Origin of the sequence: Ferriphaselus sp. R-1, from assembly GCF_000746095.1 — a bacterium.
GTDB lineage: Bacteria > Pseudomonadota > Gammaproteobacteria > Burkholderiales > Gallionellaceae > Ferriphaselus.
In genome coordinates, this window is the sequence record NZ_JQKP01000002.1 from 105,995 (window position 1) to 131,850 (window position 25,856).

Here is a 25,856-nt window from a genome sequence, read left to right on the forward strand (position 1 = left end):
GTAAGGGCATCATGGAAGCATTTCTCGTTTCAACCGGCATCGTGGCCATCGCCGAGATCGGCGACAAGACCCAATTGCTGTCGCTGCTGCTGGCGGCGCGTTTCAAGAAACCCTGGCCGGTCATCGCCGCGATCTTCGTGGCCACCGTGCTCAACCACGGTCTGGCCGGAGCGCTGGGTGCCTGGCTGGCACAGTTGATGGGCGAGCAGGTGCTGCGCTGGGTGCTGGGCCTGTCGTTTCTGGCCATGGCTGCGTGGATCATGGTGCCAGACAAGCTGGATGATGACGAACCGACCTTTCGCAAGCTGGGCGTGTTCGGCACCACGCTGATCCTGTTCTTCCTGGCCGAGATCGGCGACAAGACACAGATCGCCACCATCGCGCTGGCCGCCAAGTTCGATTCGCTCACCGCCGTGGTGATGGGCACCACGGTAGGCATGATGCTGGCGAATGCGCCCGTCGTGCTGCTGGGCGAGCGCCTCGCCCGCAAACTGCCGGGCAAGCAGATCCACGCCATCGCCGCCGCCATTTTCGTCGTGCTCGGTCTGGCCGTGCTGTTCGGCTGGGGCGGGAACTGAGGCATAATCCCTCGCACTTATTTAGGAGCTTTCCATGCGTATTCTGTTGCTATGTGTCCTGTTGTTGACCAGCCCGTTCAGTCAGGCACTCGGCCTGGCCGATCTTTCCAATAAAGACGCGGTCTCCGGGCTGAAGCAGGCGCTCACCCAGGGCGCGGGCAACGCGGTCGCCACGCTGGGCAAGGCGGATGGTTTTCTGGGCAACCCCAAGGTCAAGATTCCCTTGCCGGATTCGCTGCAACAGGTGGATAAGCTGTTGCGCACCTTTGGTGGCGGCAAGTATGCCGATGAGCTGGTGCTGACCATGAACCGTGCCGCCGAGGCGGCGGTGCCGGAAGCCAAGGCGCTGCTGATCCAGTCGGTGAAAGACATGAGCGTACAGGATGCCAAGGGTATTTTGACCGGCGGCGATACGGCGGCAACTGAGTATTTCCGTGGCAAGACGCGCACACCGCTGGCAGCCAAGTTCCTGCCCATCGTGCAAAAGGCCACTGAAAAAGTGGGGCTGGCGCAAAAATATGACCAGTTTGCGGGCAAAGCAGCGGGCTACGGCTTGCTGGACGAAAATCAGGCCAACATCGAGAAATACGTCACCCAGAAAGCGCTGGACGGGCTGTACCTGATGATCGCCGAAGAAGAGAAAGCCATCCGCAAAGACCCGGTGGGACAGGCGAGCAATCTGCTGTCCAAGGTGTTCGGTGCCATTGGGAAATGAACGGGAGATAGCGTGAAACTGTCGAGCGTGTTGGCTGGACGCAGGAAATATCTGGTACTGGCCGTGCTGGTGGGCGCGGTCGGCTTGGGCTGGCTCGCCACCCGCCCGGCACCGCTGAAGGTGGTCGTGACCACGGTCGAACGCGGCGCGGTCGAAGCCACGGTCAGCAACACTCGCGCGGGCACAGTGAAAGCCTGCCGCCGCGCCAAACTGGCACCGCCTGCCGGTGGACAGATCGCCGCGATGAAGGTCAAGAAGGGCCAGCGCGTGAAGGCGGGCGAGGTGCTGCTGGAGTTGTGGAACTCCGACCTGCAAGCCCAGCGCGGACTGGCAGCCCAACAATTGCTCGCGGCTCAGACTCAGGCGAACGATGCCTGCGCCCTGTCCGACACGGCCCGTCGTGATGTCCAGCGGGCGCGTGACCTGGCCAAACAAGGGTTCTACTCACCGCAGTCGCTGGACAAGGCCGAGGCTGAAGCGCGCTCCCGTGCGGCGACGTGCGATGTCGCCCGGAACGGCCTGAAGCAGGCGCAGTCGCGCATCGCCCTGGCCGATGCGACGCTGGAGCGCATGGTGCTGCGCGCGCCCTTCGACGGCATCGTCGCCGACCTCAGCGGTGAGTTGGGCGAATACGCCACACCGTCGCCGCCCGGCATTCCCACGTTGCCCGCCGTCGATCTGATCGACGACAGTTGCCTCTATGTCAGTGCGCCCATCGACGAGGTGGACGCGGGCCATCTCCAAGTCGGCCAGAGCGGGCGCATCACGCTGGATGCGCTCAAGGGCAGATCGTTCGAGGGCCGCGTGCGCCGCATCGCGCCCTATGTGACCGAGATCGAGAAGCAGGCGCGCACGGTGGAGGTCGAGGTCGAATTCGTCCCGCCGCCCACCGGCGAGAGTCTGCTGGTCGGTTACAGCGCCGATGTGGAGATCGTGCACCAGAGCCGTCCCGGCGTGCTGCGCATCCCGACCCAAGCCTTGCAGGAAGGCAAGCGCGTGTTGCTGCTGCGCCCCGACGGCGTGCTGGAAGACCGCGCGGTGACGGTCGGGCTGGGCAACTGGAGCCACACCGAGATCAGCGCCGGATTGCAGCCGGGCGACCGCATCGTCACTTCGTTCGACCGCGAGGGCGTGAAAGCAGGCGTGCGCGCCCAGGCGGAAAGCGCGCCAGTCTCCAAATGATCCGGCTGGAGCATGTCTGCCGTAGTTTCAACGTCGGCGACCAGCAAGTCGCCGCGCTGCGCGACCTGAACATCGACATCGGCGCGGGCGAATATGTCTCCATCATGGGGCCGTCCGGTTCCGGCAAATCCACCCTGCTCAACATGATCGGCCTGCTCGATCGCCCGACCTCCGGCACTTACCGGCTGGACGGGGTGGACGTGACGGCGCTGGACGAGGTGCAGCAGGCGCAGGTGCGCCGCGACAAGATCGGCTTCGTGTTCCAGTTTTTCCACCTGGTGCCGCGCCTGTCCGCCGCGATGAACATCGAGTTGCCGCTGATCCTGGCGGGCGTGCCGCCGGAAGAGCGCAAGCCGCGCGTGGCGGAGTTGCTGGCCAGCTACGGCCTGAGCAACCGCGCCGACCACAGGCCAGAACAGCTTTCCGGCGGCCAGCGCCAGCGCGTCGCCATCGCCCGCGCCACCATCATGCGCCCGGCGGTGTTGCTGGCGGACGAGCCCACCGGCAATCTCGACCGCGCCACGGGTCGCGAGGTGATGACGCTGCTGGAGGGGCTGGTCGAGCGCGGCGTGACCCTGATCCTGGTGACACACGACCACGAGATCGGCGATCGCGCCGGTCGCAGCCTGGTGATGGTGGACGGGCAACTGGAGTCCGACTCGAAGCGCGTCGCGCCATGAACCTCGCCGACACGCTCCAGTTCGCTTCCGGCAGCCTGCGCGGTGCGCGCACCCGCACCTTGCTGATGATGTTGGCGATGGCTATCGGCGTGGCGGCTGTCGTCATCCTCACCGCGCTGGGCGAAGGCGCACGGCGCTACGTTATCGGCCAGTTCTCCTCGCTGGGCAGCAATCTGGTGATCGTATTTCCCGGTCGCACCGAGACGGCAGGCGTGTCGCCCGGCATGTTGCTCGGGCAGATACCGCGCGAACTTATCCTCGAAGACGCTCAAGCCTTGGCGCGCAGCACCGCCATCCGCCGCTACGCCCCGCTGAGCATAGGCGCGGCGCAGGCTTCCAACGGCGCGCTCAACCGCGAAGTCGTGGTGCTGGGCTCGACCGCTTCCCTGCTGGCAATCCGTCACATGAGCATGGGTGAGGGCAGTTTCCTGCCCGAGGGCGATGCCCGTATCGCCACGCCGGTATGCGTGCTGGGCAGCAAGATCAGCCGCGAACTGTTCGGCGCGCAGCGCGTGGTCGGAAGCTGGCTGCGGCTGGGTGACCGGCGCTGCCGCGTGGTCGGCATCCTGGCGGGACAGGGCATGTCCATGGGTTTCAACACCGACGAAGTCGTCATCGTGCCCATCGCCTCCGCCCACCAGATGTTCAACACCCGCTCGCTGCTGCGCATTTTGATCGAGGCCAACAGCCGCGAGCAGATCATCCCGGCGCGCGACGAGGCCGAGCGCATCCTGACCGAACGCCACGGCGAACGCGATGTGACCGTGGTCACGCAGGATGCCGTGCTCGCCACCTTCGACCGCATCCTCAGCGCATTGACGCTGGCCGTCGGCGGCATCGCCAGCATCAGCCTGGCCGTGGCCGGCATCCTCATCATGAACGTGATGCTGATCGCCGTGTCCCAGCGCACGCAGGAGATCGGCCTGCTCAAGGCGCTGGGCGCACCACCCGCGCAGATACGCCGCTTGTTCTTCGTCGAGGCCGCCATGCTGTCGCTGTTGGCCAGTGTCGCCGGATGGCTGCTGGGCGAGCTGGGCAGCTCCATCATTGGCCACCTTTACCCGACTTTGCCGGTCGGTGCGCCCTGGTGGGCGGTGTTGGCGGCTCTCGGTACGGCCCTCGGCACCGGCATCCTGTTCAGCGTCATGCCCGCCCGCCGTGCCGCCCAGCTTGATCCGGTGTTGGCACTGGCGAGGCGATGACTATGGTTCTTGACACCATAAATCTAGAGCACCCATAATCCCGCCATGAACGCCCAACTGCTCTACCGCGAGAAGCGCCGTTATGCCGGTGGCATCATCGAGTTGGTGGTTTGGAAAGTGCCTGAACCCGTGCCGCCTTCCGAGCATCCGTTCAAGTATCGGCTGGTGTTCGTGCGCGACGGCCAGCGCATCGTGGGTTACGACAACGAGCGCGGCAAGGGCGACCACAAGCATCTAGGCGAGATCGAAACGCCTTATTTGTTCCGCGACGAAACTCAGTTGTTGCAAGATTTCTGGCAAGACGTGATGGAGGCGACAAAATGAGCAAAAACATATTGCACCTGACCGTAGGCGAGCCTGTTTCCGCCAGTCTGGACCGTGCGCGCGATGCCATGCTCTCCGTGCGCGAGAACTCGCCGGTCCAGCCCTATTTTGGTGTCAGCTTCGACGACGTGGGCGAGTTGTTCTCCGTATTCACGCCCAAGCGTTGGGAATTGATCGGCGCGTTGCGTACCCACGGCGCGATGAGTGTCGCCGAACTCGCCCGCACCCTCAAGCGCGACTACAAGAACGTCCACAACGACTGCGAGCGACTGATCGAGTGGATGGCCGTCGAGAAGACTGGCGACGGACTGGTTTTCGCACCTTATGACGAGATCCGGGTGGACATGAAACTGCCGGAAAGGCAGGCGGCTTAAACGCTCGCCGGACTCGCCCATGCACTTCGCCGACCTGCTCCGCCTCACCACGTCCAGCTTCCTGTCCTACCGGATGCGCAGTTTCCTGACCGGGTTGGGCATCGCGGTGGGCGTGGCGGCGGTGATTCTGCTGACCTCCATCGGCGAGGGTTTGCAGCGTTTCGTGCTGGCCGAATTCTCGCAGTTCGGCACGCACCTCATCTCCATCCAGCCGGGCAAAACCCAGACACAGGGCGGCAGTGTGGGCATCTTCGGCTCGGTGCGGCAGTTGTCGCTGGACGATGCAGCGGCGCTGGCTCGGCTGCCGCAGGTCGAGGCGCTCGATCCCACCGTGACTGGCAATGCCGAGGTGCGCGCCCAGACCCGCAGCCGCCGCACCATGGTGTACGGCGTGGGGTCAGCGATGCAGCGGGTGTGGAAGATGAAGGTGGACAGCGGCCAGTTCCTGCCCGCCGATGATGCCGAGCAGGCGCGCGCCTTCGTGGTGCTGGGCTCCAAGGTGCGCACCGAAATCTTCGGCACGGAAAATCCGCTGGGCGCCTACCTGCATGTGGGCGGCGTGCGCTACCGGGTGATCGGCGTGATGGAATCCAAGGGCCAGATGCTGGGCTTCGATCTGGACGATGCGGTGTACATCCCGACGGCGCGGGCGATGGAGCTGTTCAATCGCCCCGGCCTGATGGAGATCCATCTGGTCTATCCCGAGAATCTGTCGCTGGAGCGGGTCGAGGCGGCGGTGCGGGCCTTGCTCATCGCCCGCCACGGGCGCGAGGATTTCACCCTCACCTCGCAGCAGCAGGCGCTGGAAGTGCTGGGCTCGGTGCTGGACGTGCTGACCTTCGCCGTCGGCGCACTGGGCGGCATCTCGCTGGTGGTGGGCGGTGTCGGCATCCTCACCATCATGACCATGGCCGTGGCCGAACGCACTGGCGAGATCGGCCTGCTGCGCGCGCTGGGCGCACAGCGCCAGCAAGTGTTGTTGCTGTTCCTGGGCGAAGCCATGTTGCTGGCGGCGGCGGGCGGATTGGCTGGGCTGCTGCTCGGAGTCGGCATCGCACAAGGGCTGCACGCGCTGTTCCCCGCACTGCCGGTGCATACCCCGCTGGGCTTTGCCGTACTGGCTGAGAGCAGTGCGCTCATCATCGGCCTGCTCGCCGGTGTCATGCCCGCCCGCCGCGCCGCCCTGCTCGATCCGGTCGAAGCGCTGCGCACCGAGTGACCACCCCGCAATATCAGGGATTCCCTTATTACTTCCAGTGGTGAGCTGAGTAGAATGTGCGGCGGCCAATCCCGACTGCTCTGCTGAGGGATGGCGTTCGCTGGGATATTTCCCGCCTTGGGCTGAGTTGACGGAGCTTTTTGAGCAAACATGATGTGTATTCCCTTGCCTCGGTTGATCACGATCGGAACCCTCCGAGGCAAAGCTCTGTTAGCGCTGGCGACCCTGCTGCTGGCCGGTTGCGCGGTCGGCCCGGATTTCAAGCGACCGGATGCCCCCCAGGCAGCCAGCTACAGTTCCCAACCCCTACCGACAGCCACGGTAGCGGCAGCGGCACAGCTTGGCGAGCAACAGCGCTTTGATCCGGCACGCGACATCGCATTTGCGTGGTGGGAAGAGTTCCATTCAGCTGCGCTGAACGCGCTGGTGCAGCGCGCTTTCCGCGCCAACCCTGATCTGGCGGCGGCGCAGGCAGCGTTGCGGCAAGCGCAGGAGAACGTCATCGTCCAGCGCGGCTATTTCTATCCCAGCATCGGGGTCAGCTACTCGCCCTCGCGCAACAAACTGGCGGGCAACATGGGCGGTAACTCGCCCGGCGTGCAGGGCAACGGCAAGATCATCCAGACCTACGCCAATCCTGCCGGGCCGGTGTTCAACGGTCCGGCCTATTACAACTTCCATGTCGCCCAGCTCAACATCGGCTACCAGCCGGACGTGTTCGGGCTGAACCGCCGGCTGGCCGAATCCGCCGAGGCACAAGCGCGTTTGCAGCGTTTCCAGTTGGAGGCGACCTACGTCACGCTGGCGGCCAACGTGGTCGCCGCTGCCGTGCAGGAGGCCGCGTTGAGTGCCCAGTACGAGGCAGTGGCTGAAGTGGTGCAACTAAACCGTGAGCTGCTGGCCATCGTCGAGCGCCAGCAGAAACTCGGCTATGCCTCCGAGGCCGACGTGGCGACGCAGCAAGTAGTGCTGTCCGCCGCCGAACGGGCGCTGGCACCGTTGCAAAAGCAGCGTTGGCAGGCGCGTGACTTGCTGAATGCGCTGGTTGGCGCAGATCCCGACGAGGTGGTGGAGACGGTGCGGCTGGACGAGCTGCATCTGCCGCAAGACTTGCCACTGACCTTGCCGTCCAAGTTGGTCGAACAGCGCCCGGACGTGCGCGCGGCGGAAGAACAGCTGCACGTGGCCAGCGCCCAGACCGGCGTGGCCATCGCCGCGACCTTGCCGCAGTTCGCCCTGCTGGCCGACATCGGCGGCATGGCCAGCACACCGGACTGGATGTTCCGTCACGGCGGCGGCTTCTTCAATCTGGCCGCCAACATCGCCTACACCATCTTCGATGGCGGCAGCCTGCGAGCCCGTTCGCGGGCAGCACAAGCTGCGCTGGAACAGACTGCGGCGCAGTATCGGGGCACGGTGATCGCGGCCTTGCAGAACGTCGCAGATACCTTGCACACACTCCAGGCCGATGCCGAATCCTTGCGTGCGGCAGCGGAAAGCGAGCAGGCCAACGCCAGACTGCGGGCCATCGCGCTCAAGAGCTACCAGACCGGCTATGCCAGCTATGCCGATCGGCTGGTGGTTGAACAGGGCTATCTGCTGGCGCGACTCGACCTGATCCAGGCGCAAGCCGCCCGTCTGGGCGACAGCGCCGCACTGTATCAAGCACTGGGTGGCGGCTGGTGGAACCGGCCTGCCGATACCGGAGCACCGTTAGAATCGACCGGAGGACGTGCCGAGCAGGCCGCCTCCACACCAGGAGCCAGTACCCGATGAAGGATGTTAGACGACTGATACCCGTACTATCCGCACTCGCCTTGATCGCAGGCGGATACTGGCTCTGGCAGCGCTTCCAGACCGAAGTGCCGCCGACCAACCGACCTGCCGTGGCAGGCAACCATGATGTCGTGGTGTATCCGGCGAACGCACCGCAACTGGCTTTTCTGAACATCAGCCCGGTGGAATCCGAGCCGGTACCGCTGATCGAGCCGCTGAACGCCCACATCGCTTACGACGACAATCTGACTGCGCGCGTCAGCGCGCCCATCGCCGGGCGCGTGTTGCGCATCCTCAAGGAGCCGGGCGACCGCGTGAAGAAGGGCGAGGTGCTGGCCGAGATCGATGCGCCGGATTTCGCGCTGGCGGTGTCCGACAGCCAGAAGGCAGAAGCCGATCTGCTGCGCAAGCAGCAGGCCTTCGAACGAGCGAAGTTACTGTGGGAAGCCAAGAGCATCGCCCAAAAGGATGTCGAACTGGCCGAAGCCGACCAGCGTCTGGCCGAGGCCGAAAGCAAGCGCGCCAGAGAACGGCTGGAGAATCTGGGTGGCGCGCACAACAGTGGCCACTATCTGCTGCGCGCGCCGCTGGCGGGTACCGTTACCGAACGCCAGATCAGTTCTGGCAGCGAAGTGCGCCCCGATGCGCCCCAGCCCCTGTTCGTCATCACCGATCCTTTGCACCTGTGGGTGCAGGTCGATCTGCCCGAGCGCGAGCTGGGCAAGGTCGAGGTGGGGCAAGCAGCCATCGTTGAGGTGGATGCTTATCCGGGCGAAGCGTTCCTGGCGCACATCACAGTCATCGCCGGGGCGCTGGACCCCGCTACCCGCCGGGTGCAGATGCGTTGCGAGGTCGTGAACGAAGAGGGGCGGTTGAAGCCGGAGATGTATGCGCGCATGACCCCGATCGCGCGCGAGCGTGACCGCCTGCCGCGCGTACCTAATGCCGCACTTATCACCGAAGGGCTGTACAGTTTCCTGTTCGTCGAGACGGCTCCAGGTGTGTTGCAGAAGCGCCGGGTCGATCTCGCCCTGCGCGGCCACGAGTTCAGCTACGTCAAATCAGGACTGAAAGAGGGCGAGCGGGTGGTCACCAGCGGCGCACTCCTGCTCAACTCCGAACTGGGCAATCAGTAAATGCTGGAACGGCTGATCACCTTCTCCCTGCAACAGCGCGTGTTCGTGCTGGTGGCGACTTGCGTGCTGCTGGCCTTCGGTTGGAGCGCGGTGCAGAACCTGCCCATCGTGGCCTTTCCGGACGTACAGGACGTGCAGGTCCAGGTAGTGACGCAGGCGAGCGGGCTGGCCCCGCAAGAGGTTGAACGCAACATCACCTTGCCCATCGAGTTGGAGATGAACGGTACGCCGGGCATGACGCAGTTGCGCTCGGTGTCCATCTCCGGGCTGTCGGTGGTGACGCTGACCTTCGCCGATGGCACGGAAGATTACTTCGCCCGCCAACAGACGCTGGAGCGGCTGAGCAACATCAGCCTGCCTCCTGGCGTGCAACCCCGACTGGCACCGCTGACCAATGCCGTGGGCGAGATCTACCGCTACGTGGTGGAGGCTCCGGCCAATATGCCGATGAACGAGGTGCGCGCCTTGCAGGATTGGGTGATCCGTCCTGCCATCCGCCAGGTGCCCGGCATCGCCGATGTGGTCAGCTTCGGCGGCACGGTCAAGGAATACCAGGTCCAGATCAACCCCTTCCTGCTGCGCAAGTTCAACGTCACCATTGACCAGGTGGCCCAGGCCATCGGTGCCAACAGCGCCAACAGCGGCGGCGGAGCGATGAAGAGTGGCGAGGAATGGCTGGTGTTGCGCACCATAGGCTTGTTTCACTCCGTGGACGACATCGCGCGCGTGGTCGTATCGGCCCATGCCGGCAAGACCGTACTGGTAGGCGACCTCGGCGAGGTCCTGATCGGGAATCGCTCGAAATCGGGCATGGTGGCGTTCAACCAGCATGACGATGTGGTGCAGGGCATCGTGCAGATGACCAAGGGGCAGAACGCGACCAAGATCGTAGAAGCGCTCAAGGAACGGCTAGAGCGGCTCGGCCACAAGCTGCCGCCCGGCGTGAAAATCGTGTCGTACTACGACCGGACCGATCTGGTGCGTCATACCGTCCACACCGTGACCGAGAACCTGATCGTCGGCGCGCTGCTGGTGGTGGCTATCCTGGTGATCTTCCTGCGCAACTGGGTCGCGGCACTGACCGTGGCGGCGATCATTCCGCTGGCCTTGCTGTTCGCCTTCATCCTGATGGATGCGCGCGGCGTGTCGGCCAACCTGATCTCGCTGGGCGCGGTGGACTTCGGCATCATCATCGACAGCGCCGTGGTGCTGGTCGAGGCGCTGATGGTGAGGCTGGCGCTGGCCAAAACCGATGATGTGGCGCGCCACCATACCTACGCCGGACGGCTGAACATCCTCAAACACACCAGCATCGAAATCGGCACACCGGTGCTGTTCGCCAAGGCCATCATCATCCTGGCCTTCATGCCCATCTTCACCTTCCAGCGAGTCGAAGGGAAGATCTTCTCGCCGATGGCGTTCACCCTGAGTTTTGCCCTGTTGGGTGCGATCCTGCTGACGCTGACGCTGATTCCGGCACTGTTGAGCTACGCCGTGGGCAGATACGACCTAGCCGAGCAGCACAGTGACTGGATGCACCGTTTGCAGGAGCGATATCGTGCCTTGCTAGTATGGGCGGCTGAACGCCGTAAGCTCATCGTTGCTTATTCCTTGGGCTTGTTGGCGATCGCATTGCTGGGCTCTCCCATGCTGGGCAGCGAGTTTTTGCCGAAGCTGGACGAGGGCAACATCTGGCTGACCATCACCCTGCCGCCCGCCACCGCGCTGGACAAGACCAAGGAGGTAGAGCAGAAAGTTCGCGCCATTCTCAAATCCTATCCCGAGGTGAACAATGTCATCACGCAAGTGGGGCGGCCTGATGACGGCACCGATCCCAAGGGCACCAACAATCTGGAAGTGATGGCGGACATGAAGCCGCGCGAAACCTGGCGCTTTAGCGACAAGGAACAGTTGATCGCCGATATGACCAAAAAGATCGAGCAGATGCCGGGCGTGCCGACCAATTTCTCGCAGGTGGTGCAGGACAATGTGGAGGAAGCCCTGTCCGGCGTGAAGGGCGAGATCTCGGTCAAGATCTACGGCCCGGACCTGGAGATACTGGAAGCCAAGAGCGAACAGGTCGCCAACGTGCTGCGCGGCATCCGGGGCGCGACCGACGTGGCTGCCATCAAGATTGGCGGTCAGGCCGAACTCAACATCACCATCGACCGGCTGCGCATGTCGCGCTACGGCCTCAATATCTCCGATGTCAGCAACACCATCCAGGCTGCGCTGGGTGGGACGACGGCGAACGTGTTCTACGAGGGCGACCGTCGTTTCGATGTCACCCTGCGGCTTGCAAAGTCGTACCGCGATGCGGTGGACGATGTGGCGCAACTGCCTATCGCTCTGCCCAGTGGCAACGGCAACATCCTGCTCGGCTCCATCGCCGACATCAGTGTACGCCAAGGTGCGGCGCGCATCGGACGCGAAGCGGGGGGTCGGCTGGTGGCGGTGAAGGCCAACCTGCTCGGGCGTGACCAAGGCAGCTTCGTAGCCGAGGCGATGGACAAGGTCAAGGCTCAGGTGAAACTGCCCGCCGGCTACAACCTGGTGTGGGGCGGCCAGTTCGAGAACCAGCAGCGAGCGCTCAAACGCCTGAAGTTCATCATTCCGGTATCGGTGTTGCTCATCTTCGTGCTGCTGTTCTGGGCGTTCAAATCCATGCGCAAATCCTTGCTGGTGCTGCTGATGGTGCCGTTCACCGCCATCGGCGGGCTGGGCGGGCTGGCGCTGGCCGGGCTGCATCTGTCGATCTCGGCGGCGGTGGGGTTCATCGCGGTGGCGGGCATCTCGGTGCAGAACGGCGTGATCATGGTCGAGCAGTTCATCGAAGGGATGCGCAACGGCAAGACGCTGGTTGAAAGCGTGATGGACGGCGCGGTGATGCGCTTACGACCCATCCTGATGACGGCGCTGATGGCGGGCATCGGCCTGCTGCCGGCGGCACTGTCGCACGGCATCGGTTCCGAGACGCAGCGCCCGTTCGCCGTGGTGATCGTCGGCGGCATCGTTTCCGCCACGCTGTTTACCTTGTTGTTGTTGCCGTTGCTATTCCCCGTCTTCGCCGAGGAAGCCAGCCGCGCACCGGATGAGCAACAGCCCTGATCCCTGAACCGCAGGCGGTGCGTGGTATGATGCCGCCGTCTTTTCGGAAGGGGATCTAGCGATGGAATTCGATGTCGTCATCGTCGGCGGCGGTCTGGTCGGTGCCAGTCTGGCGGCGGCGCTCAAGGACAGCGGGCTGAATCTGGCCCTGGTCGAAGGCCAATCGGCGCAGTTCTCCCACGAAGGCTGGGACCCCCGCATCTACGCCATCACTCCCGGCAACGTCGAATTCCTCAAGCAGTGCGGTTCCTGGCAGCGCCAGGACATGAGCCGCGTGCAGCCGGTGGAGGCGATGCGGGTGTTCGGCGATGACAACTCCGAGCTGGAGTTCAGCGCCTACGAGATCGGCGCGCCGGAACTCACCTTCATCCTCGAAAACCGTTTGATGCAGGAAGCGCTGTGGGACACCATCCGCGACCAGGACAACCTCACCATGTTCAATCCGGCTCGCTGCGCCTCGCTAGACTTGGCGCTGAACACCGCCACGCTGAGGCTGGACGATGGCCGTGAGTTACGCGCCAAGCTGGTGGTCGGCGCGGACGGGCGCGATTCCTGGGTGCGCAAGCAAGCGGGCATGGACGAAGCACCGACACCGTATCAGCAGCACGGCGTGGTCGCCAACTTCCGCTGCGAAAAGCCGCATCGCGGCGTGGCCTATCAGTGGTTCCGCCCGGACAGCATCCTGGCCTATCTGCCGCTGCCGCAGCAGCAAATGTCGATGGTGTGGTCAGTGTTGCCGGAAAAGTCGGCGGAACTGCTCGAACTCTCGTCCGACGAGCTCTGCGCGCAGGTCGCCGCCGCTGGGCATCACACCTTGGGCGAGCTGGAACTGGTCACGCCGCCTGCATCCTTTGCCCTGCGCATCCTGCGCCTGCCGCATATCGTCAAGCCGCGTCTGGCGCTGGTGGGCGATGCCGCGCACAACGTGCATCCACTGGCCGGACAAGGCGTGAACCTCGGCTTCCGCGATGCGCGCGAACTGGCACAGGTGCTGCTGGCGCGCGGCCCGCAACCTGATTGTGGCGATCATGCCCTGCTGCGCCGCTACGACCGCGCTCGTCAGGAAGATATTTTTTCCATGCTGACCACCACCGATACGCTGAAAAAGCTGTTCTGCAACGCCGACCCGCTGTTGCGCAAAGTGCGCAACCTCGGTCTGTCCGCCACCCACCAGCTGACTCCGGCCAAGCGCATGCTGGCGCGTCACGCCCTGATCTGAGGACTCCCATGCTGAAATCACTGTTTGCCGGTCTGCTGTCATTGGCCTCGCTCTGCGCCCACGCCGGCGAAGCCGAAATCAAGGCCGCACTGGACAAGAACTATCCGCAAGTGGGCAAGGTGACCCAGGTCAACAAGTCGGCCATGCCGGGGCTGTACGAGGTGGTGACGGAAAGCCAGCTGTTCTATACCGATGAAAAAGTGACGCACCTGATCGTCGGCAACATGTTCGAGCTGAGAACCATGCGCAACCTCACGGAAGAGCGCAGCAAGAAACTGTTCGCGGTGGACTTTAAAAATCTGCCGTTCGACTTGGCGCTGAAGAAGGTCAAGGGCAACGGCAGCCGCAAGCTGGCGTATTTCACCGACCCGAACTGCGGCTACTGCAAGAAGCTGGAGCGCGAGTTGCAAAAGGTCAGCAATGTCACGCTCTACCTGTTCCTGTATCCGATCTTCCCCGGATCGGAGGAAAAGGTGCAGGGCATCTGGTGCAGCAAGGACCGGGTCGCGGCTTGGGATGATCTGATGCTCAACGGCGTGCAGCCGCCCGCCGCAAGTTGCGCCACGCCGACCACCAAAGTGAGGGAGCTTGGGCGCAGGCTCCGTCTGCAAGGTACGCCCGCGCTGATCTTCGCCGATGGCCAGGTGGTACCGGGCTTCCTGCCAGCACCCGAACTGGAAAAAGCCTTGCAATGACGCGGCAACCCGCGCTCCCACCCCGCCGCGAACCTCCTGCCGCACCGCGCATCCGTCTGCGTTTCTACCTGCTGGCGACCTATGTACTGTTCATCGTCTATGTCAGCCTGACCCCGTTCTCGGGCTGGCAGGATCTGGGACTGAGCTGGCAGGATGTCCTGACGGCACCGTTGTTGCAGACCTATACCTGGTTCGACGCGCTCATCAATGTGCTGGCCTACCTGCCATTCGGCCTGTTGCTGGGACTGATCCTGCGGTCGCACCTGGGAGCCGGGTGGAGTGTCGTGCTGGCGGTGACGGGCGGGGCGATGTTGTCGGGCGGAATGGAGCTCGCCCAGCTCTATCTGCCGATGCGCACCGGCTCCAACCTCGATCTGCTGACCAATGTCGGCGGCACGCTGGGGGGCGCTTTGCTGGCGGTGAGCATCGCCCCGCGCATCTGGTTCGCCCAGCACTTGTTCCGCCTGCGTCGCCGCCTGTTCGGCAGCGGCAACGATTTCGGCCTGACGCTGGTCGCCCTGTGGGTATTCGCCCAGATCAACCCCTCGCTGCCCATGCTGGGCAACGTGTTCATCAGCGAAGTGGCGCGCAAGCCCTTCCTGCCGCCGCCACCGGACATCTTCAGCTGGCAGGAGAGTCTGGCGGTTACGCTCAATCTGCTGATGCTGGGCAGCCTGTTGCTGATGTTGCTGCGTGAACGTCGCCATGCGGTAATCGGGCTGGTCTTGCTACTGTGCGCGGTGTCGCTGACCAAGTTCATCGCAGCGGCGGCACTGCTCAAATCCTGGGCCTTGTTCCTGTGGCTGAACAGCGAAGCCATGCTCGGCATCGCTGCCGGGCTGTCGCTGCTGGCTGCCGCGCTCTTGCTGTCGCCGCGCGGTGTGCGCAGCCTGGCCTGGCTGAGTTGCGCGGCCTATCTGGTGCTTACGCACTTCGTCCTCGACGAATCCGCGCCCTCGTCCGCCCTTCCGCTCTACCAATGGCGCTACCTGCATCTGCTCAACTACAACGGCCTGACGCAGACCGTAGCACTGGTGTTCCCCTTCCTGCTGCTGAGCTACCTGTGGCATAGGCGGGACGGGCGCGGCATCGCGGTATAATCGCCGCCACTTATTGGAGGCGACATGGGTTTCTACGACAAGCACGTTTTCTTCTGCACCAACCAGCGCGCTCCCGGCGAAGGTTGCTGCAACGACCTCGGCGCGCAACGCCTGCGCGATTACACCAAGGACAAGGTCAAGGCACTGGGCCTGCCCAATATCCGCATCAACTCGGCGGGCTGCCTGGGGCGCTGTGACCTGGGCCCGGTGATCGTGGTCTATCCCGAAGAGACGTGGTACACCTATGTGGACGAGTCCGATCTCGACGAGATCATCGAGTCGCACCTGAAGCACGGCCAAGTGGTCGAGCGTCTGAAGGTCTGATGGCCGAGCGGCGCAAATTCACCCTGCCAGGCCCGGCAGGCAAACTGGAAGGGGTGGTCCACCTGCCGGAGGCTTGCGCCGAGACCGGGCAGGATTGCGAGCTGCGCGCCATTGCGCTGGTCGCCCATCCGCTGACGCTGGATGGCGGCAGCATGGACAACAAGATCGTCACCACGCTGGCCAACACTTTCGCCGAACTGGGCTGCGCCGCGTTCCGATTCAACTTCCGGGGCGCAGGCGAGAGTGAGGGCGAGTTCACCGGCGGCGACGGCGAGGAGGAGGATCTGGTCGCGGTGGCGCAGTTCGCCCGCGACCAGTTCGGCGAACTGCCACTGATCCTGGCGGGCTTCTCTTTCGGCGGCTATGTCGCCGCGCGCGCCTCGGTGCCGCTCAAGCCGCGCCATCTGGTGCTGGTCGGCCCGGCGGTGCACCGGCTGGTCGCCAAATACCAACTCAGTTCCGACATGCCCCAAGTGCCAAAAGATACCCTGCTGATCCACGGCGAGAAGGACGAGATCATCGCGCTGGATGCCGTGCTGGCCTGGGCGCGACCGCAGCATATCCCGGTGGTGGTGGTGCCGGACAGTGGCCATTTCTTCCATCGCCGTCTGCCGCTACTGGCCGACCTGGTGCGGAAACACTTTCAGGGCGTGGCGCTGTGAATTGCCACCCATACCGTCATTCCCGCGTAGGCGGGAATCCAGCCCTTCAAATGAAATCCCCGCGAAGCGGGACAACGCTGATTTTGTCCGCTGTGCGGGAACAGTCTTTTTGCTGGATTCCTGCTTGCGCGGGAATGACATCCTTCGGTGGGTGGCTGCCGTGAGTGTGGTCATCCGCGCAGACAAGCTGCGCAAAGCCTACGCCAGTCAGACGGTGGTGGACGGCCTCGACCTCAGCATCCGGCGCGGCGAATGCTACGGCTTGCTCGGCCCCAACGGCGCGGGCAAGACCACCACGCTGCGCCTGCTGCTGGGCTTGATCACGCCGGATGCGGGCGAGCTGTCGCTGCTGGGCGAACCGGTGCCCGAACGCGCCCGCGAGGCGCGGGTCAAGGTCGGCGTGGTGCCGCAGATGGACAACCTCGACCCGGACTTCACCGTGGCCGAGAACCTGCTGGTGTATGGCCGCTACTTCGGTATGAAAGATACCGAGATCGAAGCGCGCATCCCCGCGCTACTGGAGTTCGCCAATCTCAGTCACAAGCGTGATGCCAAAGTGCCGACGCTTTCCGGCGGCATGAAGCGGCGACTAACGCTGGCGCGGGCGCTGGTCAACGACCCCGACATCATCTTTCTCGACGAGCCGACCACCGGCCTCGACCCGCAGGCGCGCCACCTGATCTGGCAGCGCCTGCGCGAACTCACCGCGCAAGGCAAAACGCTGCTGCTCACCACCCATTTCATGGACGAGGCCGAGCGCCTGTGCCACCGATTGGCGGTGATGGACCACGGTCGCCTCATCACCGAAGGTAGCCCGCGCGAACTGATCGCCCAAAACATCGAACCGCAAGTGGTGGAGGTGTTCGGCGAAGGCGTGGAAGCGTGGTCTGCACAGCACGCAGCGGGCTACTCTGCCCGCTTTGAGCAGAGTGGCGAGACCGTGTTCTGCTACGCCGCCGACCCCGCGCCGCTGCTGGCGCACCTTCATGGCCACCCGACGCTGCGCTATCTGCACCGACCGGCGAATCTGGAAGACGTGTTCCTGAAATTGACGGGACGGGAGATGCGCGAATGAACAAAACATCGTCGTTCCTGCCCACGCCGGAACCCAGTCAATTAGACTGGCTCGTGCGTAGCGCGACAAAACCAGCCTCTGTCCGCTACGCGGTTATTTCAAATTGCTGGATTCCGGCCTACGCCGGAATGACGGAGTTGGCGCATGCGTTCTGACATCTTCGCCTTCCCCCGCCTGAGCCGCCGTTTCTTCCCCATTTGGCAGCGCAATTTCCTGGTCTGGCGCAAGATCGCAGCGGCCTCGGTGATTGGTCACATTGCCGATCCGATGATCTACCTGATCGGCCTGGGTTACGGGCTGGGCAGTTTGGTGCCGGAGATGGGCGGCACGTCGTACATGCTGTTCCTCGCGGGTGGGACGGTGTGCTACAGCACCATGAACAGCGCGAGTTTCGAGGCGCTGTATTCCGGTTTCGCGCGGATGCACGAGCAGCGCACCTGGGAGGCGATACTCAATACGCCGGTGACGCTGGACGACATCGTGCTGTCCGAGGTGCTGTGGGCGGCGACCAAAAGCCTGATGGCAGGTAGCGCGGTGCTCGGAGTGATCTGGCTGTTCGGCCTGTCGCACACCTGGCTGTCGCTGTGGGCGATTCCGCTGGCGCTGCTGGTTGGGCTGTGCTTTGCCGGAATGGGGCTGGTGATGACGGCGCTCGCACCCAGCTATGACTTCTTCCTGTATTACTTCACTCTGGTCATCACCCCGATGATGATGTTGTGCGGCGTGTTCTTCCCGGTGGCCCAACTGCCACCGGCCTTGCAGACACTGTCCGCCCTGCTCCCGCTGTCGCACGCCATCGACCTGGCCCGTCCGCTACTCAGCGGCACGGTGCCGGCGCAGGCTGGGCTGCATCTGGCCGTGCTGATTGCGTATGCGCTGGCGGGTTACTACCTGTCACTGGTGTTGTTCCGCCGCCGGCTGGGGCGTTGAGACTCAGCTCGGCGGCAGACTCAGACGGCGGACATCTACGACATCGGTGACCCAAAGCAGGCCGTCCCCCTGCTTGCCGCTGTAGGCGTGCTGATGGATCAACTGCACGACCTCGGCGACCTGTTCGTCCGGGCTGACGATCTCCAGCCGTATCTTGTCGGAGAACTCGGTCAGCTCGGCGCGCAGGGAATTATGGCGTTCCAGCCCCTGATGCCCGCTGCAGCCCTGCACTTTCAGGATGGTCATGCCGGGGAAGCCGGGCATCTGCCGGAAGGCATCGCGGATGCGCTCCAGCCGCTTGGGCTGGATGATGGCCTTGATCTCTTTCATACTCGTACCTCCTCTCTCAAGCCTCGATGGGCTTTTCCTCGAACCAGCGATACAGCGTCGGCAGCACCACCAGGGTCAGCAGTGTCGAGCTGACCAGTCCGCCGATCACCACGATGGCCAGTGGCCGTTGTACTTCCGAACCCGGACCGGTGGCGAACAACATCGGGATCAGCCCCAGCATCGCCACCGTGGCGGTCATCAACACCGGGCGGAAGCGCTGGCGGCAGCCCTGCCGTATCGCTTCGTCCTGTTCCAGGCCTTCGTCGCGCAGGCTGCGGATGAACGACACCAGCACCACGCCGTTCAGCACCGCGATGCCCCACAGCGCGATGAAGCCGACCGAGGCGGGCACCGACAGGTATTCGCCGGTGATGAACAGGGCGATCACGCCGCCGATGGAGGCGAAGGGCAGCACGGTGATGATGAGCGTGGCGAAGCGCAACGAGCCGAACAGCAGGAACAGCAGGAAGAAGATCGCCGCGATGGTCACCGGCACGATAATCATCAGGTGACCCATCGCCCGCTCCATGTTCTGGAACTGACCGCCCCACTCCAGATAGTAGCCCTCCGGCAGCTTCACTTTGTGCTCCACCGCCTGCTGCAACTCGGCCACGAAACCGCCCAGGTCGCGATCTTTCACGTTCACGCCGATCACAATGCGGCGCTTGGCGCTCTCCCGGCTGATCTGCGCCGGGCCGTCCAGCACCTCGATGCGAGCCAGGTTCTCCAGCGCCACCTGGGCACCGTTGGGCGCGGTGACCAGCAGGCTGCGGATGGTGGCGACATCGTTGCGGAAGGACAGCGGCAGACGCACCACCCCGGCGAAACGGCGCTCGCCCTCGTAGATCTCGGTGGCCTGTTTGCCGCCGATGGCCGTCTCGATCACGTCGTGTACATCGGCCACATTCAGTCCGTAGCGGGCGATGGATTGCCGGTCGACCTCGATCGCCAGGTATTGCTGGCCGGTCACCCGTTCGACGCGGATGTCCTGCGCGCCCTTGATGGTGGCGGCGACGCGGGCGATGGCATCGCCCTTCTGCTTGAGCTGGTCGAGATCATCGCCGAACACTTTGATCGCCACGTCCGAGCGCACCCCGGTCACCATCTCGTCCACCCGGTCGGAGATCGGCTGCGCCATCACCACCTGCACGCCTGGCAAGGTGTTCAGCTTGGTGCGGATCGCCTCGGCGATGTCGTCCTGCGTCCAGCCGTCCGGCCACTCGTCGCGCGGCTTGAGGCTGACGATGGGGGTGGATTCGTTCTGCCCCTGCGCGTCGGCGGGGCTTTCGCCGCGCCCCACGCCGGACACTGCCGACTTCACGCCCGGCACTTGCATCACCCGTCGCATCCCCTCCATCTCCATCTTGATGGACTCTTCCAGCGAGATGTTGGGCACGCGATTGATGCCGGGCACGATGGAGCCTTCCTTCATCTCGGGGATGAAGGCGGTGCCGAGCAAGGGCAGCAATGCCAATGCCAGCACGAACGTGCCCACGGCCAGCAGCACCGTCTTGCGGCTCTGGGCCAGCGCCTGTTCCAGCAACCTCAGGTACGGGCGCTTGATCGCCGCCACCAGCCGGGTGTCGTACTCGTCCTTGCCGATCAGCAGGTAGGAGCTCAGCACCGGCGTGAGCGTGAGCGAGAGCACCAGCGAGACGAACAGGGCAATGGCGATGGTAAAGGCCAGCGGGGCGAACATCTTGCCCTCCATGCCTTGCAGCGTCATCAGCGGCAGGAACACCAGGATGATGATGGACACGCCGAACACCACCGGCGTGCCGACTTCCGCTGCCGCCTCCATCACCACGCGCGGTCGACTCACCCCGCTGCCGCGCCGTTCGGCCAAGCGCTGGAAGGCGTTCTCCACCACCACCACCGAGCCATCCACCATCAAGCCGATGGCGATGGTCAGGCCACCCAGCGACATCAGGTTGGCGGACAGGCCGTAGTGGTTCATCACCATGAAGGTGATCAGCGGGGTCAGCACCAGCGTGGAGACGACGATGAGCGAGGAGCGCACATCACCCAGGAACAGGAACAGCACGATGACTACCAGGATCACACCCTCGATCAGGGTCTTCACCACCGTATGCAGCGCAGCATCCACCAGCTCGCTGCGGTCGTAATAGGGCACGATCTTCAGGCCGTTGGGCAGCATGCCTTTGTCGTTGATCTCTTGCACCCGCTGTTTGATGCGTCCGACCACCTCTTTGGCGTTGCCCGCGCGCATCATCATTACGATGCCGCCGACCGCCTCGGTGTCGCCGTTCTTGATGACGGCACCGTAACGCTCTTCAGCCCCGATGGTCACCTCGGCCACGTCGCGCATCAGCACCGGCACGCCGTCCTGCTCCTTGAGCACGATGGCGCGGATGTCGTCCAGCGACTTCACCAGCCCCACGCCTCGGATCAGGTATTGCTCGGCGTAGTGCGGCAGCACGCCACCGCCGGAGTTGGCGTTGTTGCGCGCCAGTGACTGATAGATCTCCTGCAAGGTGAGATGGTAGTAACGCATCCGGTCCGGATTGACCAGCGCCTGATACTGCTTGATGTAGCCGCCCTGTGAGTTGATCTCGGCCACGCCGGGGATGCCGCGCAGCAAGGGGCGCACCACCCAGTCCTGCGCGATGCGGCGTTCGGTCAGCTCGTCCTTGGTGAGCGCACGCTTACCGTCATCGGTGCGGTCCAGCGTGTACTGATAGACCTCGCCCAAGCCGGTGGAGAGCGGGCCCAGCGTGGGTGTCACGCCCTGCGGCATGCGTCCGCCCGCCTCGATCAGCCGCTCCATTACCAGTTGCCGGGCAAAATACACATCGGTGGCATCGGTGAATACCAGCGTGATCAGCGACAGTCCGGGCTTGTTGAGCGAGCGCATCTCTTCCAGCCCCGGCAGGCCGGTCATCGCCATTTCCAGCGGCACGGTGACGAAGCGCTCCACCTCTTCCGGCGAGCGTCCCTGCGCCACCGTGGCGATTTGCACCTGCACATTGGTCACATCGGGGAAGGCATCGACCGAGAGTTTGCGGCTGGCGTTGAGACCGAATGCCAGCAGGCAAACGGCGACCACGACCAATACCAGGCGCTGCTTGATTGCAGCGCGAATGATGGCGGTCAACATGTCAGCCCTCCAGTTCTTTGCGGCGGCGCTCGTTGTTCAGGTGGAAAGCGCCTTCGGTGACGATCTTCTCGCCCTCGAACAAGCCATCCAGCACCGGAGCGACCCCGGCGTTCTCCTGTCCGAGCTTGACCTGACGCAACTGGAAGTGCTGCGCGTCGATCTGGACGAAGACATAGTCGCGCCGGTCTTCGCGCACCACGGACACGACCGGGACCATCACCCGCTGATGGGGCGTGCCGTGGATCAGCATAGAGGCGAGCATGCCCGGCTTGAGCGTGTGGCCCGGATTCTCCATCGCCATGCGCGCAGTCACGGTACGGGTGTCGGGCTTGACCGTATCCGACACGAAGATCAGTTTGCCCTTCACGCGCTGGTCCTCCAGCGCAGGCACCTCGGCCTCGCTGACGTCGCCCGTCTTGATGAGCCCGGCCTGCTGCTCGGGAATCTCGGCGACCAGCCAGACCTGTGACAGATCGGCCACGGTGAACAGGGCATCGGCGGGCTGCACCACCTCGCCCTGCGTCACCTTGCGCTCGATCACCACGCCATCCACGGTGGAGGTGACAGACGAGAGCGAGTGCACCGAGCGCGTCGCGCCCAGCTTGTTGATGTCGCCATCGGTCATGCCCAGCACCTTGAGCTGATCCTGCGAGGCGTGGCGCTCGGCCTGGGCCTGGAGCAGCTCGCTCTCGCGCTTTTGCAACTCGGCGGCGCTGATCACATCCGACTCGAACAGCAGTTTGGCGCGGCTGACGGCGCGTTGCTGCAAGCCTTCCTGCGACAGTGCCTTGAGATAGGTCAGTTGTGCCGAGGACAGTTCGGTGCTGTGCAGGGAGGCGAGCACTTCGCCACGCTTCACCCGCTGGCCGAGCTCGGCATGAATGTCGGTCAACCGTCCGATCACGGCGGCACCGATGCGGGCGACCCGTTGCTCGTCCACGGCGATGCGCGCCGGGACGCGCAGGGTCTCGGCCATTTCTGCGGCCCCGACTACCGCGATGGTCAGGCGGCTGAGCAGTTCGGGCGCAACGGTGACGATGGAGGGGTCTTCGGCCACTTTGGCGGGAGCTTCCTGCTTGCCTTGGCAGGCGGACAGCAGAACGGCTAGCAGCAGGATGGAAATGTTCTTGGTCATCATGGGTGTTCTCCAGCGAGGGTGCCGCGCAGTCGTTCGATATCGACCAGGGCGAACTGCAATTCGTAACGAGCATTCAGGTAATCCATGCGCGTGCTGCGGACGACGCGCTGGGCATCGAGGTAGTCGAGGATGCCGCGCTCGCCGTAGCGATAAGCGGCCTCGGCGACCTTGAGGGCGGTTTCCGCACCCTGCATCAGCCCGGTCTCGAAGATGTGCAGCTGGCGCTGGGCGATGCGGTAGCGCCCATAGGCCTGATCCAGCTCGTTCAGGACGTTGCTGCGGATACGCTCCTGTTCAGCCTCGGCGCGCTCCAGATTGGCCTGGGCTTCACCAATCGGACCGGCGCGCCTGTCCCACAAGGGCAGCGGCAGGGCGATGCCGACGCGCCACAGGTTGACATCGGGATGCTGCTCGGCGCTCCACTTCAGCGTGGGTTGCGGGATACGCAGGCTGCGCTCCTGATCGAGTTTCGCAGCGGCGCGCCGGGTCTCGGCCTCGGCGGCCTTGAGCAAGGGCTGGTGGGCCAGCAACTCTTCTCGCAGCGTCGCCAGCGCGGGCAATTCGTCGGGCGGCAATGTGGTCGGCGTGATGTCGAAGCTGTCGTCCAACGCCGTGCCCAGCAGGGCGCGCAGACGATCCTTGGCCTGGACGACCCTGATCTCGGCGCTCTGCGCCGCATTCTCGGCAGCCAGCATCTCGGCGTCGGCCTTGATCAACTCGTAGCGCGATGCCTCGCCCACCTCGACCCGCAGCTTCACCCGGCTGTAGATCTGCGCCAGCAAGGCGCGGGATTCTTCCGCCAGCTGCGCTTCGCTATCGCGGCGCTGGATGTCAAGGAACGCCTGTTTGACCTGGGCGTGCAGATTGAGCCGGGCATCCATCAGCTGGGCCGAGCCGGAGAGTGCGCCGGCCTCGGCTGCGCGCTCACGGGCATCGCGCACCGAAGGCAGCTCCAGCGGCTGGGAGACGGCCAGCAGACGGTTGCGCCCGGGGTGCGGCGTGGCAGGCATCAGGTGCGAATTGCCCGCGCCGTATTCGACTTCGGGATTGGGATAGGCGCGCGCGGTGTCGAGTGCGGCTTGCGCACCCTGTTGTTGCCCCCTGGCGGCCCTGAGTGCCGGGCTGTGTCGTTCGGCCAGGGTCAGGGCCTCCGGCAAGGTCAGTGCGGTGGCGTTCCCGGCCAGCGCGACCAGCAAGGCACTAGCCGCCAGTGATACGTGATGTTTTGTTGTCATGTTCGAATCCATAGGTCCAAGGTGCTGCACGGGCAGCAGCGTGCGGCGCAAGCAATGCGCGCGCGGTACTGGATCAGGCGAGTTCGGGTGGCGGATGGTCCGGCGGCAAGGAGCGGCTGGGGATGGAGACGCGCGCCCTGTCCGTCGGGTAGCTGGCGGCAAGCAGTGCAGGATAGCGGAGGGAAGGCTGCGAGATGGGAGCGTCCCGGTCCGTCGTGTCGTCACCCGGAGCATCCAGGGACAACTCGATCAGGCCGTTATCCTGCGCATCTCCTACCCAGGCATGCCCGACACAGCCCAGCCAAAGGGTCAGCAGCACCAGAGCGGCGAGCAGGCAACGCGACAGGAGGGACGATGGCATGGACATGGCGGCATTATAGTCGAAGTGAAAAATAGCTGTCGGCAGCTTCGGGAATGGGCAGAGTTTCGATTATAATCAGCGCCCTTTCCGGAGTTTACCGATGCGCATCGGCCCCTACCAGCTCAAGAACAATCTGATCGTCGCCCCCATGGCGGGCGTGACCGACCGACCTTTCCGCATTCTTTGCAAGAAGATGGGCGCGGGGATGGCCGTGTCCGAGATGGTGGCTTCGAACTCCCTGCTGTACGGCTCCGAAAAGACCATGCGCCGCGCCAACCACGAGGGCGAGGTCGACCCGATCTCGGTGCAGATCGTCGGGGCCGACCCCAAGATGCTGGCCGAGGCGGCGAAATATAACGTGGACAACGGCGCGCAGATCATAGACATCAACATGGGTTGCCCGGCCAAGAAGATCTGCAACGTGATGGCAGGCTCAGCGCTGTTGCAGAACGAGCCTTTGGTGCAGACGCTGCTCGAAGCGGTGGTGGGCGCGGTCGATGTGCCGGTGACACTGAAGATCCGTACCGGCTGGGACAAGTCCAGTCGCAACGCCATCAACATCGCTCGCATCGCCGAGAGTAGCGGCATCCAGGCGCTGGCCATCCATGGCCGCACCCGCGCCTGCGGCTACACCGGCGATGCGGAATACGACACCATCGCAGCGGTGAAGGCTGAAGTCCGCATCCCGGTGATCGCCAATGGCGACATCACCACCCCAGAGAAGGCGCAGTACGTGCTGCAGCACACCGGCGCGGATGCGGTGATGATAGGCCGTGCCGCACAGGGCCGTCCCTGGTTGTTCCGCGAGATCGCTCACTTCATGGCGACCGGACAGCATCTGCCCGCGCCGCAGGTGGCCGAGATCCGCGCGGTGCTGGTGGCTCATCTACAAGACCTGTACGATTTCTACGGGGAATACAGCGGCACGCGCGTCGCGCGCAAGCACATTTCCTGGTACACCAAGGGGCTGCCCGGCTCGGCGCAGTTCCGTCATCACATGAACCAGCTGCCCTCCACGGAAGAGCAAATGGCGGCGGTGTGTGAATTCTTTGACTTACAACTAGAGCGCGGAGAGCGCCTGCATTACGGGGAGGAGTTGGCGGCATGAGCAAGGAATGTGGCTGCGGCCCGGTCGGCGAGAACGAGATCGCCCGTTACGTGCGTGATGCGGTGAACGAATATTTCAGCGATCTGGAGGGCGAGCACCCTTCCAGTTCGATCTATGACATGGTGGTCCGCTGTGTCGAAAAGCCACTGATCGAGACCGTACTGCATCATGCGGGCGGCAATCAGACCCGCGCCGCCGAGCTGCTCGGCATCAATCGCAACACCCTGCGCAAGAAGATGCAGGACCTCAAGATCAAATAACCCACGA

At 64.1% G+C, this 25,856-nt stretch carries 25 protein-coding genes; 20 read left to right on the forward strand and 5 right to left on the reverse strand.

Annotated elements, in window-relative coordinates:
• Positions 1 to 11 precede the first annotated feature (11 nt).
• From DM08_RS02930 to DM08_RS03015, 18 genes are all read left to right on the forward strand, one after another.
• Positions 12 to 578: a TMEM165/GDT1 family protein gene (locus DM08_RS02930; protein WP_035383143.1), complete on the forward strand. Its 567-nt coding sequence runs from the start codon at positions 12 to 14 to the stop codon at positions 576 to 578.
• A 34-nt stretch (positions 579 to 612) separates the two neighbouring features.
• Entirely contained in the window at positions 613 to 1,293 is a 681-nt protein-coding gene (locus DM08_RS02935; RefSeq protein WP_035383144.1) for a DUF4197 domain-containing protein, read from the forward strand.
• 12 nt (positions 1,294 to 1,305) lie between these two features.
• The gene (locus DM08_RS02940) at positions 1,306 to 2,475 is read left to right on the forward strand and encodes an efflux RND transporter periplasmic adaptor subunit (RefSeq protein WP_237560203.1); all 1,170 of its coding nucleotides are present in this window, start codon (positions 1,306 to 1,308) and stop codon (positions 2,473 to 2,475) included.
• A complete protein-coding gene (locus DM08_RS02945; protein ID WP_035383145.1) occupies positions 2,472 to 3,155 on the forward strand; it encodes an ABC transporter ATP-binding protein in 684 nt (227 codons plus the stop codon). The genes DM08_RS02940 and DM08_RS02945 overlap by 4 nt, the downstream gene beginning before the upstream one ends.
• Entirely contained in the window at positions 3,152 to 4,357 is a 1,206-nt protein-coding gene (locus DM08_RS02950; protein WP_035383146.1) for an ABC transporter permease, read from the forward strand. The genes DM08_RS02945 and DM08_RS02950 overlap by 4 nt, the downstream gene beginning before the upstream one ends.
• Before the next feature lie 45 nt (positions 4,358 to 4,402).
• On the forward strand, positions 4,403 to 4,681 hold the full coding sequence (locus tag DM08_RS02955) for a toxin-antitoxin system TumE family protein (protein WP_035383147.1): 279 nt from the start codon (positions 4,403 to 4,405) through the stop codon (positions 4,679 to 4,681).
• Positions 4,678 to 5,055 carry an HVO_A0114 family putative DNA-binding protein gene (locus tag DM08_RS02960; protein WP_035383148.1) on the forward strand — a complete coding sequence of 126 codons (378 nt, stop codon included), beginning with the start codon at positions 4,678 to 4,680 and terminating at the stop codon, positions 5,053 to 5,055. The genes DM08_RS02955 and DM08_RS02960 overlap by 4 nt, the downstream gene beginning before the upstream one ends.
• A 19-nt stretch (positions 5,056 to 5,074) precedes the next feature.
• Positions 5,075 to 6,274, forward strand: a complete 1,200-nt coding sequence (locus tag DM08_RS02965) for an ABC transporter permease (protein ID WP_035383149.1) — start codon at positions 5,075 to 5,077, stop codon at positions 6,272 to 6,274.
• A 150-nt stretch (positions 6,275 to 6,424) separates the two neighbouring features.
• Positions 6,425 to 8,050 (forward strand): efflux transporter outer membrane subunit, encoded by a 1,626-nt coding sequence (locus DM08_RS02970; RefSeq protein ID WP_237560204.1) that lies wholly within the window; start codon positions 6,425 to 6,427, stop codon positions 8,048 to 8,050.
• The gene (locus DM08_RS02975) at positions 8,047 to 9,186 is read left to right on the forward strand and encodes an efflux RND transporter periplasmic adaptor subunit (RefSeq protein WP_035383150.1); all 1,140 of its coding nucleotides are present in this window, start codon (positions 8,047 to 8,049) and stop codon (positions 9,184 to 9,186) included. Before DM08_RS02970 ends, DM08_RS02975 begins: the two co-directional genes overlap by 4 nt.
• Positions 9,187 to 12,294 carry an efflux RND transporter permease subunit gene (locus DM08_RS02980; protein WP_035383151.1) on the forward strand — a complete coding sequence of 1,036 codons (3,108 nt, stop codon included), beginning with the start codon at positions 9,187 to 9,189 and terminating at the stop codon, positions 12,292 to 12,294.
• Between the two features lie 61 nt (positions 12,295 to 12,355).
• Complete coding sequence (locus DM08_RS02985) at positions 12,356 to 13,513, forward strand: UbiH/UbiF family hydroxylase (RefSeq protein WP_035383152.1); 1,158 nt, start codon at positions 12,356 to 12,358, stop codon at positions 13,511 to 13,513.
• An 8-nt stretch (positions 13,514 to 13,521) separates the two neighbouring features.
• Positions 13,522 to 14,208, forward strand: coding sequence for a DsbC family protein (locus tag DM08_RS02990; RefSeq protein ID WP_035383153.1), 687 nt, complete (start codon positions 13,522 to 13,524; stop codon positions 14,206 to 14,208).
• Complete coding sequence (locus tag DM08_RS02995; protein WP_051937758.1) at positions 14,205 to 15,308, forward strand: VanZ family protein; 1,104 nt, start codon at positions 14,205 to 14,207, stop codon at positions 15,306 to 15,308. Before DM08_RS02990 ends, DM08_RS02995 begins: the two co-directional genes overlap by 4 nt.
• A 24-nt stretch (positions 15,309 to 15,332) precedes the next feature.
• Positions 15,333 to 15,632: a (2Fe-2S) ferredoxin domain-containing protein gene (locus DM08_RS03000; protein ID WP_035383154.1), complete on the forward strand. Its 300-nt coding sequence runs from the start codon at positions 15,333 to 15,335 to the stop codon at positions 15,630 to 15,632.
• Positions 15,632 to 16,294 (forward strand): alpha/beta hydrolase, encoded by a 663-nt coding sequence (locus DM08_RS03005; protein WP_035383155.1) that lies wholly within the window; start codon positions 15,632 to 15,634, stop codon positions 16,292 to 16,294. Before DM08_RS03000 ends, DM08_RS03005 begins: the two co-directional genes overlap by 1 nt.
• A gap of 160 nt (positions 16,295 to 16,454) precedes the next feature.
• On the forward strand, positions 16,455 to 17,369 hold the full coding sequence (locus DM08_RS03010) for an ATP-binding cassette domain-containing protein (protein ID WP_081908760.1): 915 nt from the start codon (positions 16,455 to 16,457) through the stop codon (positions 17,367 to 17,369).
• Positions 17,370 to 17,513: 144 nt separating this feature from the next.
• A complete protein-coding gene (locus DM08_RS03015) occupies positions 17,514 to 18,299 on the forward strand; it encodes an ABC transporter permease (protein ID WP_035383156.1) in 786 nt (261 codons plus the stop codon).
• Between the two features lie 3 nt (positions 18,300 to 18,302).
• On the opposite strand, the gene DM08_RS03020 is transcribed toward DM08_RS03015, so the two are convergent.
• From DM08_RS03020 to DM08_RS12980, 5 genes are all read right to left on the reverse strand, one after another.
• Positions 18,303 to 18,629: a P-II family nitrogen regulator gene (locus DM08_RS03020; protein ID WP_035383157.1), complete on the reverse strand. Its 327-nt coding sequence runs from the start codon at positions 18,627 to 18,629 to the stop codon at positions 18,303 to 18,305.
• Positions 18,630 to 18,645: 16 nt separating this feature from the next.
• Positions 18,646 to 21,747 carry an efflux RND transporter permease subunit gene (locus tag DM08_RS03025; protein ID WP_035383158.1) on the reverse strand — a complete coding sequence of 1,034 codons (3,102 nt, stop codon included), beginning with the start codon at positions 21,745 to 21,747 and terminating at the stop codon, positions 18,646 to 18,648.
• Between the two features lies 1 nt (position 21,748).
• Positions 21,749 to 22,885: an efflux RND transporter periplasmic adaptor subunit gene (locus DM08_RS03030; protein WP_035383159.1), complete on the reverse strand. Its 1,137-nt coding sequence runs from the start codon at positions 22,883 to 22,885 to the stop codon at positions 21,749 to 21,751.
• The gene (locus DM08_RS03035; RefSeq protein ID WP_035383160.1) at positions 22,882 to 24,120 is read right to left on the reverse strand and encodes a TolC family protein; all 1,239 of its coding nucleotides are present in this window, start codon (positions 24,118 to 24,120) and stop codon (positions 22,882 to 22,884) included. Before DM08_RS03035 ends, DM08_RS03030 begins: the two co-directional genes overlap by 4 nt.
• Before the next feature lie 73 nt (positions 24,121 to 24,193).
• Positions 24,194 to 24,487: a hypothetical protein gene (locus DM08_RS12980; protein WP_035383161.1), complete on the reverse strand. Its 294-nt coding sequence runs from the start codon at positions 24,485 to 24,487 to the stop codon at positions 24,194 to 24,196.
• A 94-nt stretch (positions 24,488 to 24,581) separates the two neighbouring features.
• Between DM08_RS12980 and dusB the strand changes: the two genes are divergently transcribed.
• Together dusB and DM08_RS03050 are read left to right on the forward strand one after the other, a co-directional pair.
• Positions 24,582 to 25,589, forward strand: a complete 1,008-nt coding sequence (gene dusB, locus DM08_RS03045) for a tRNA dihydrouridine synthase DusB (RefSeq protein WP_035383162.1) — start codon at positions 24,582 to 24,584, stop codon at positions 25,587 to 25,589.
• On the forward strand, positions 25,586 to 25,849 hold the full coding sequence (locus DM08_RS03050; RefSeq protein WP_051937760.1) for a helix-turn-helix domain-containing protein: 264 nt from the start codon (positions 25,586 to 25,588) through the stop codon (positions 25,847 to 25,849). The genes dusB and DM08_RS03050 overlap by 4 nt, the downstream gene beginning before the upstream one ends.
• The last annotated feature ends 7 nt before the right edge of the window (positions 25,850 to 25,856 follow it).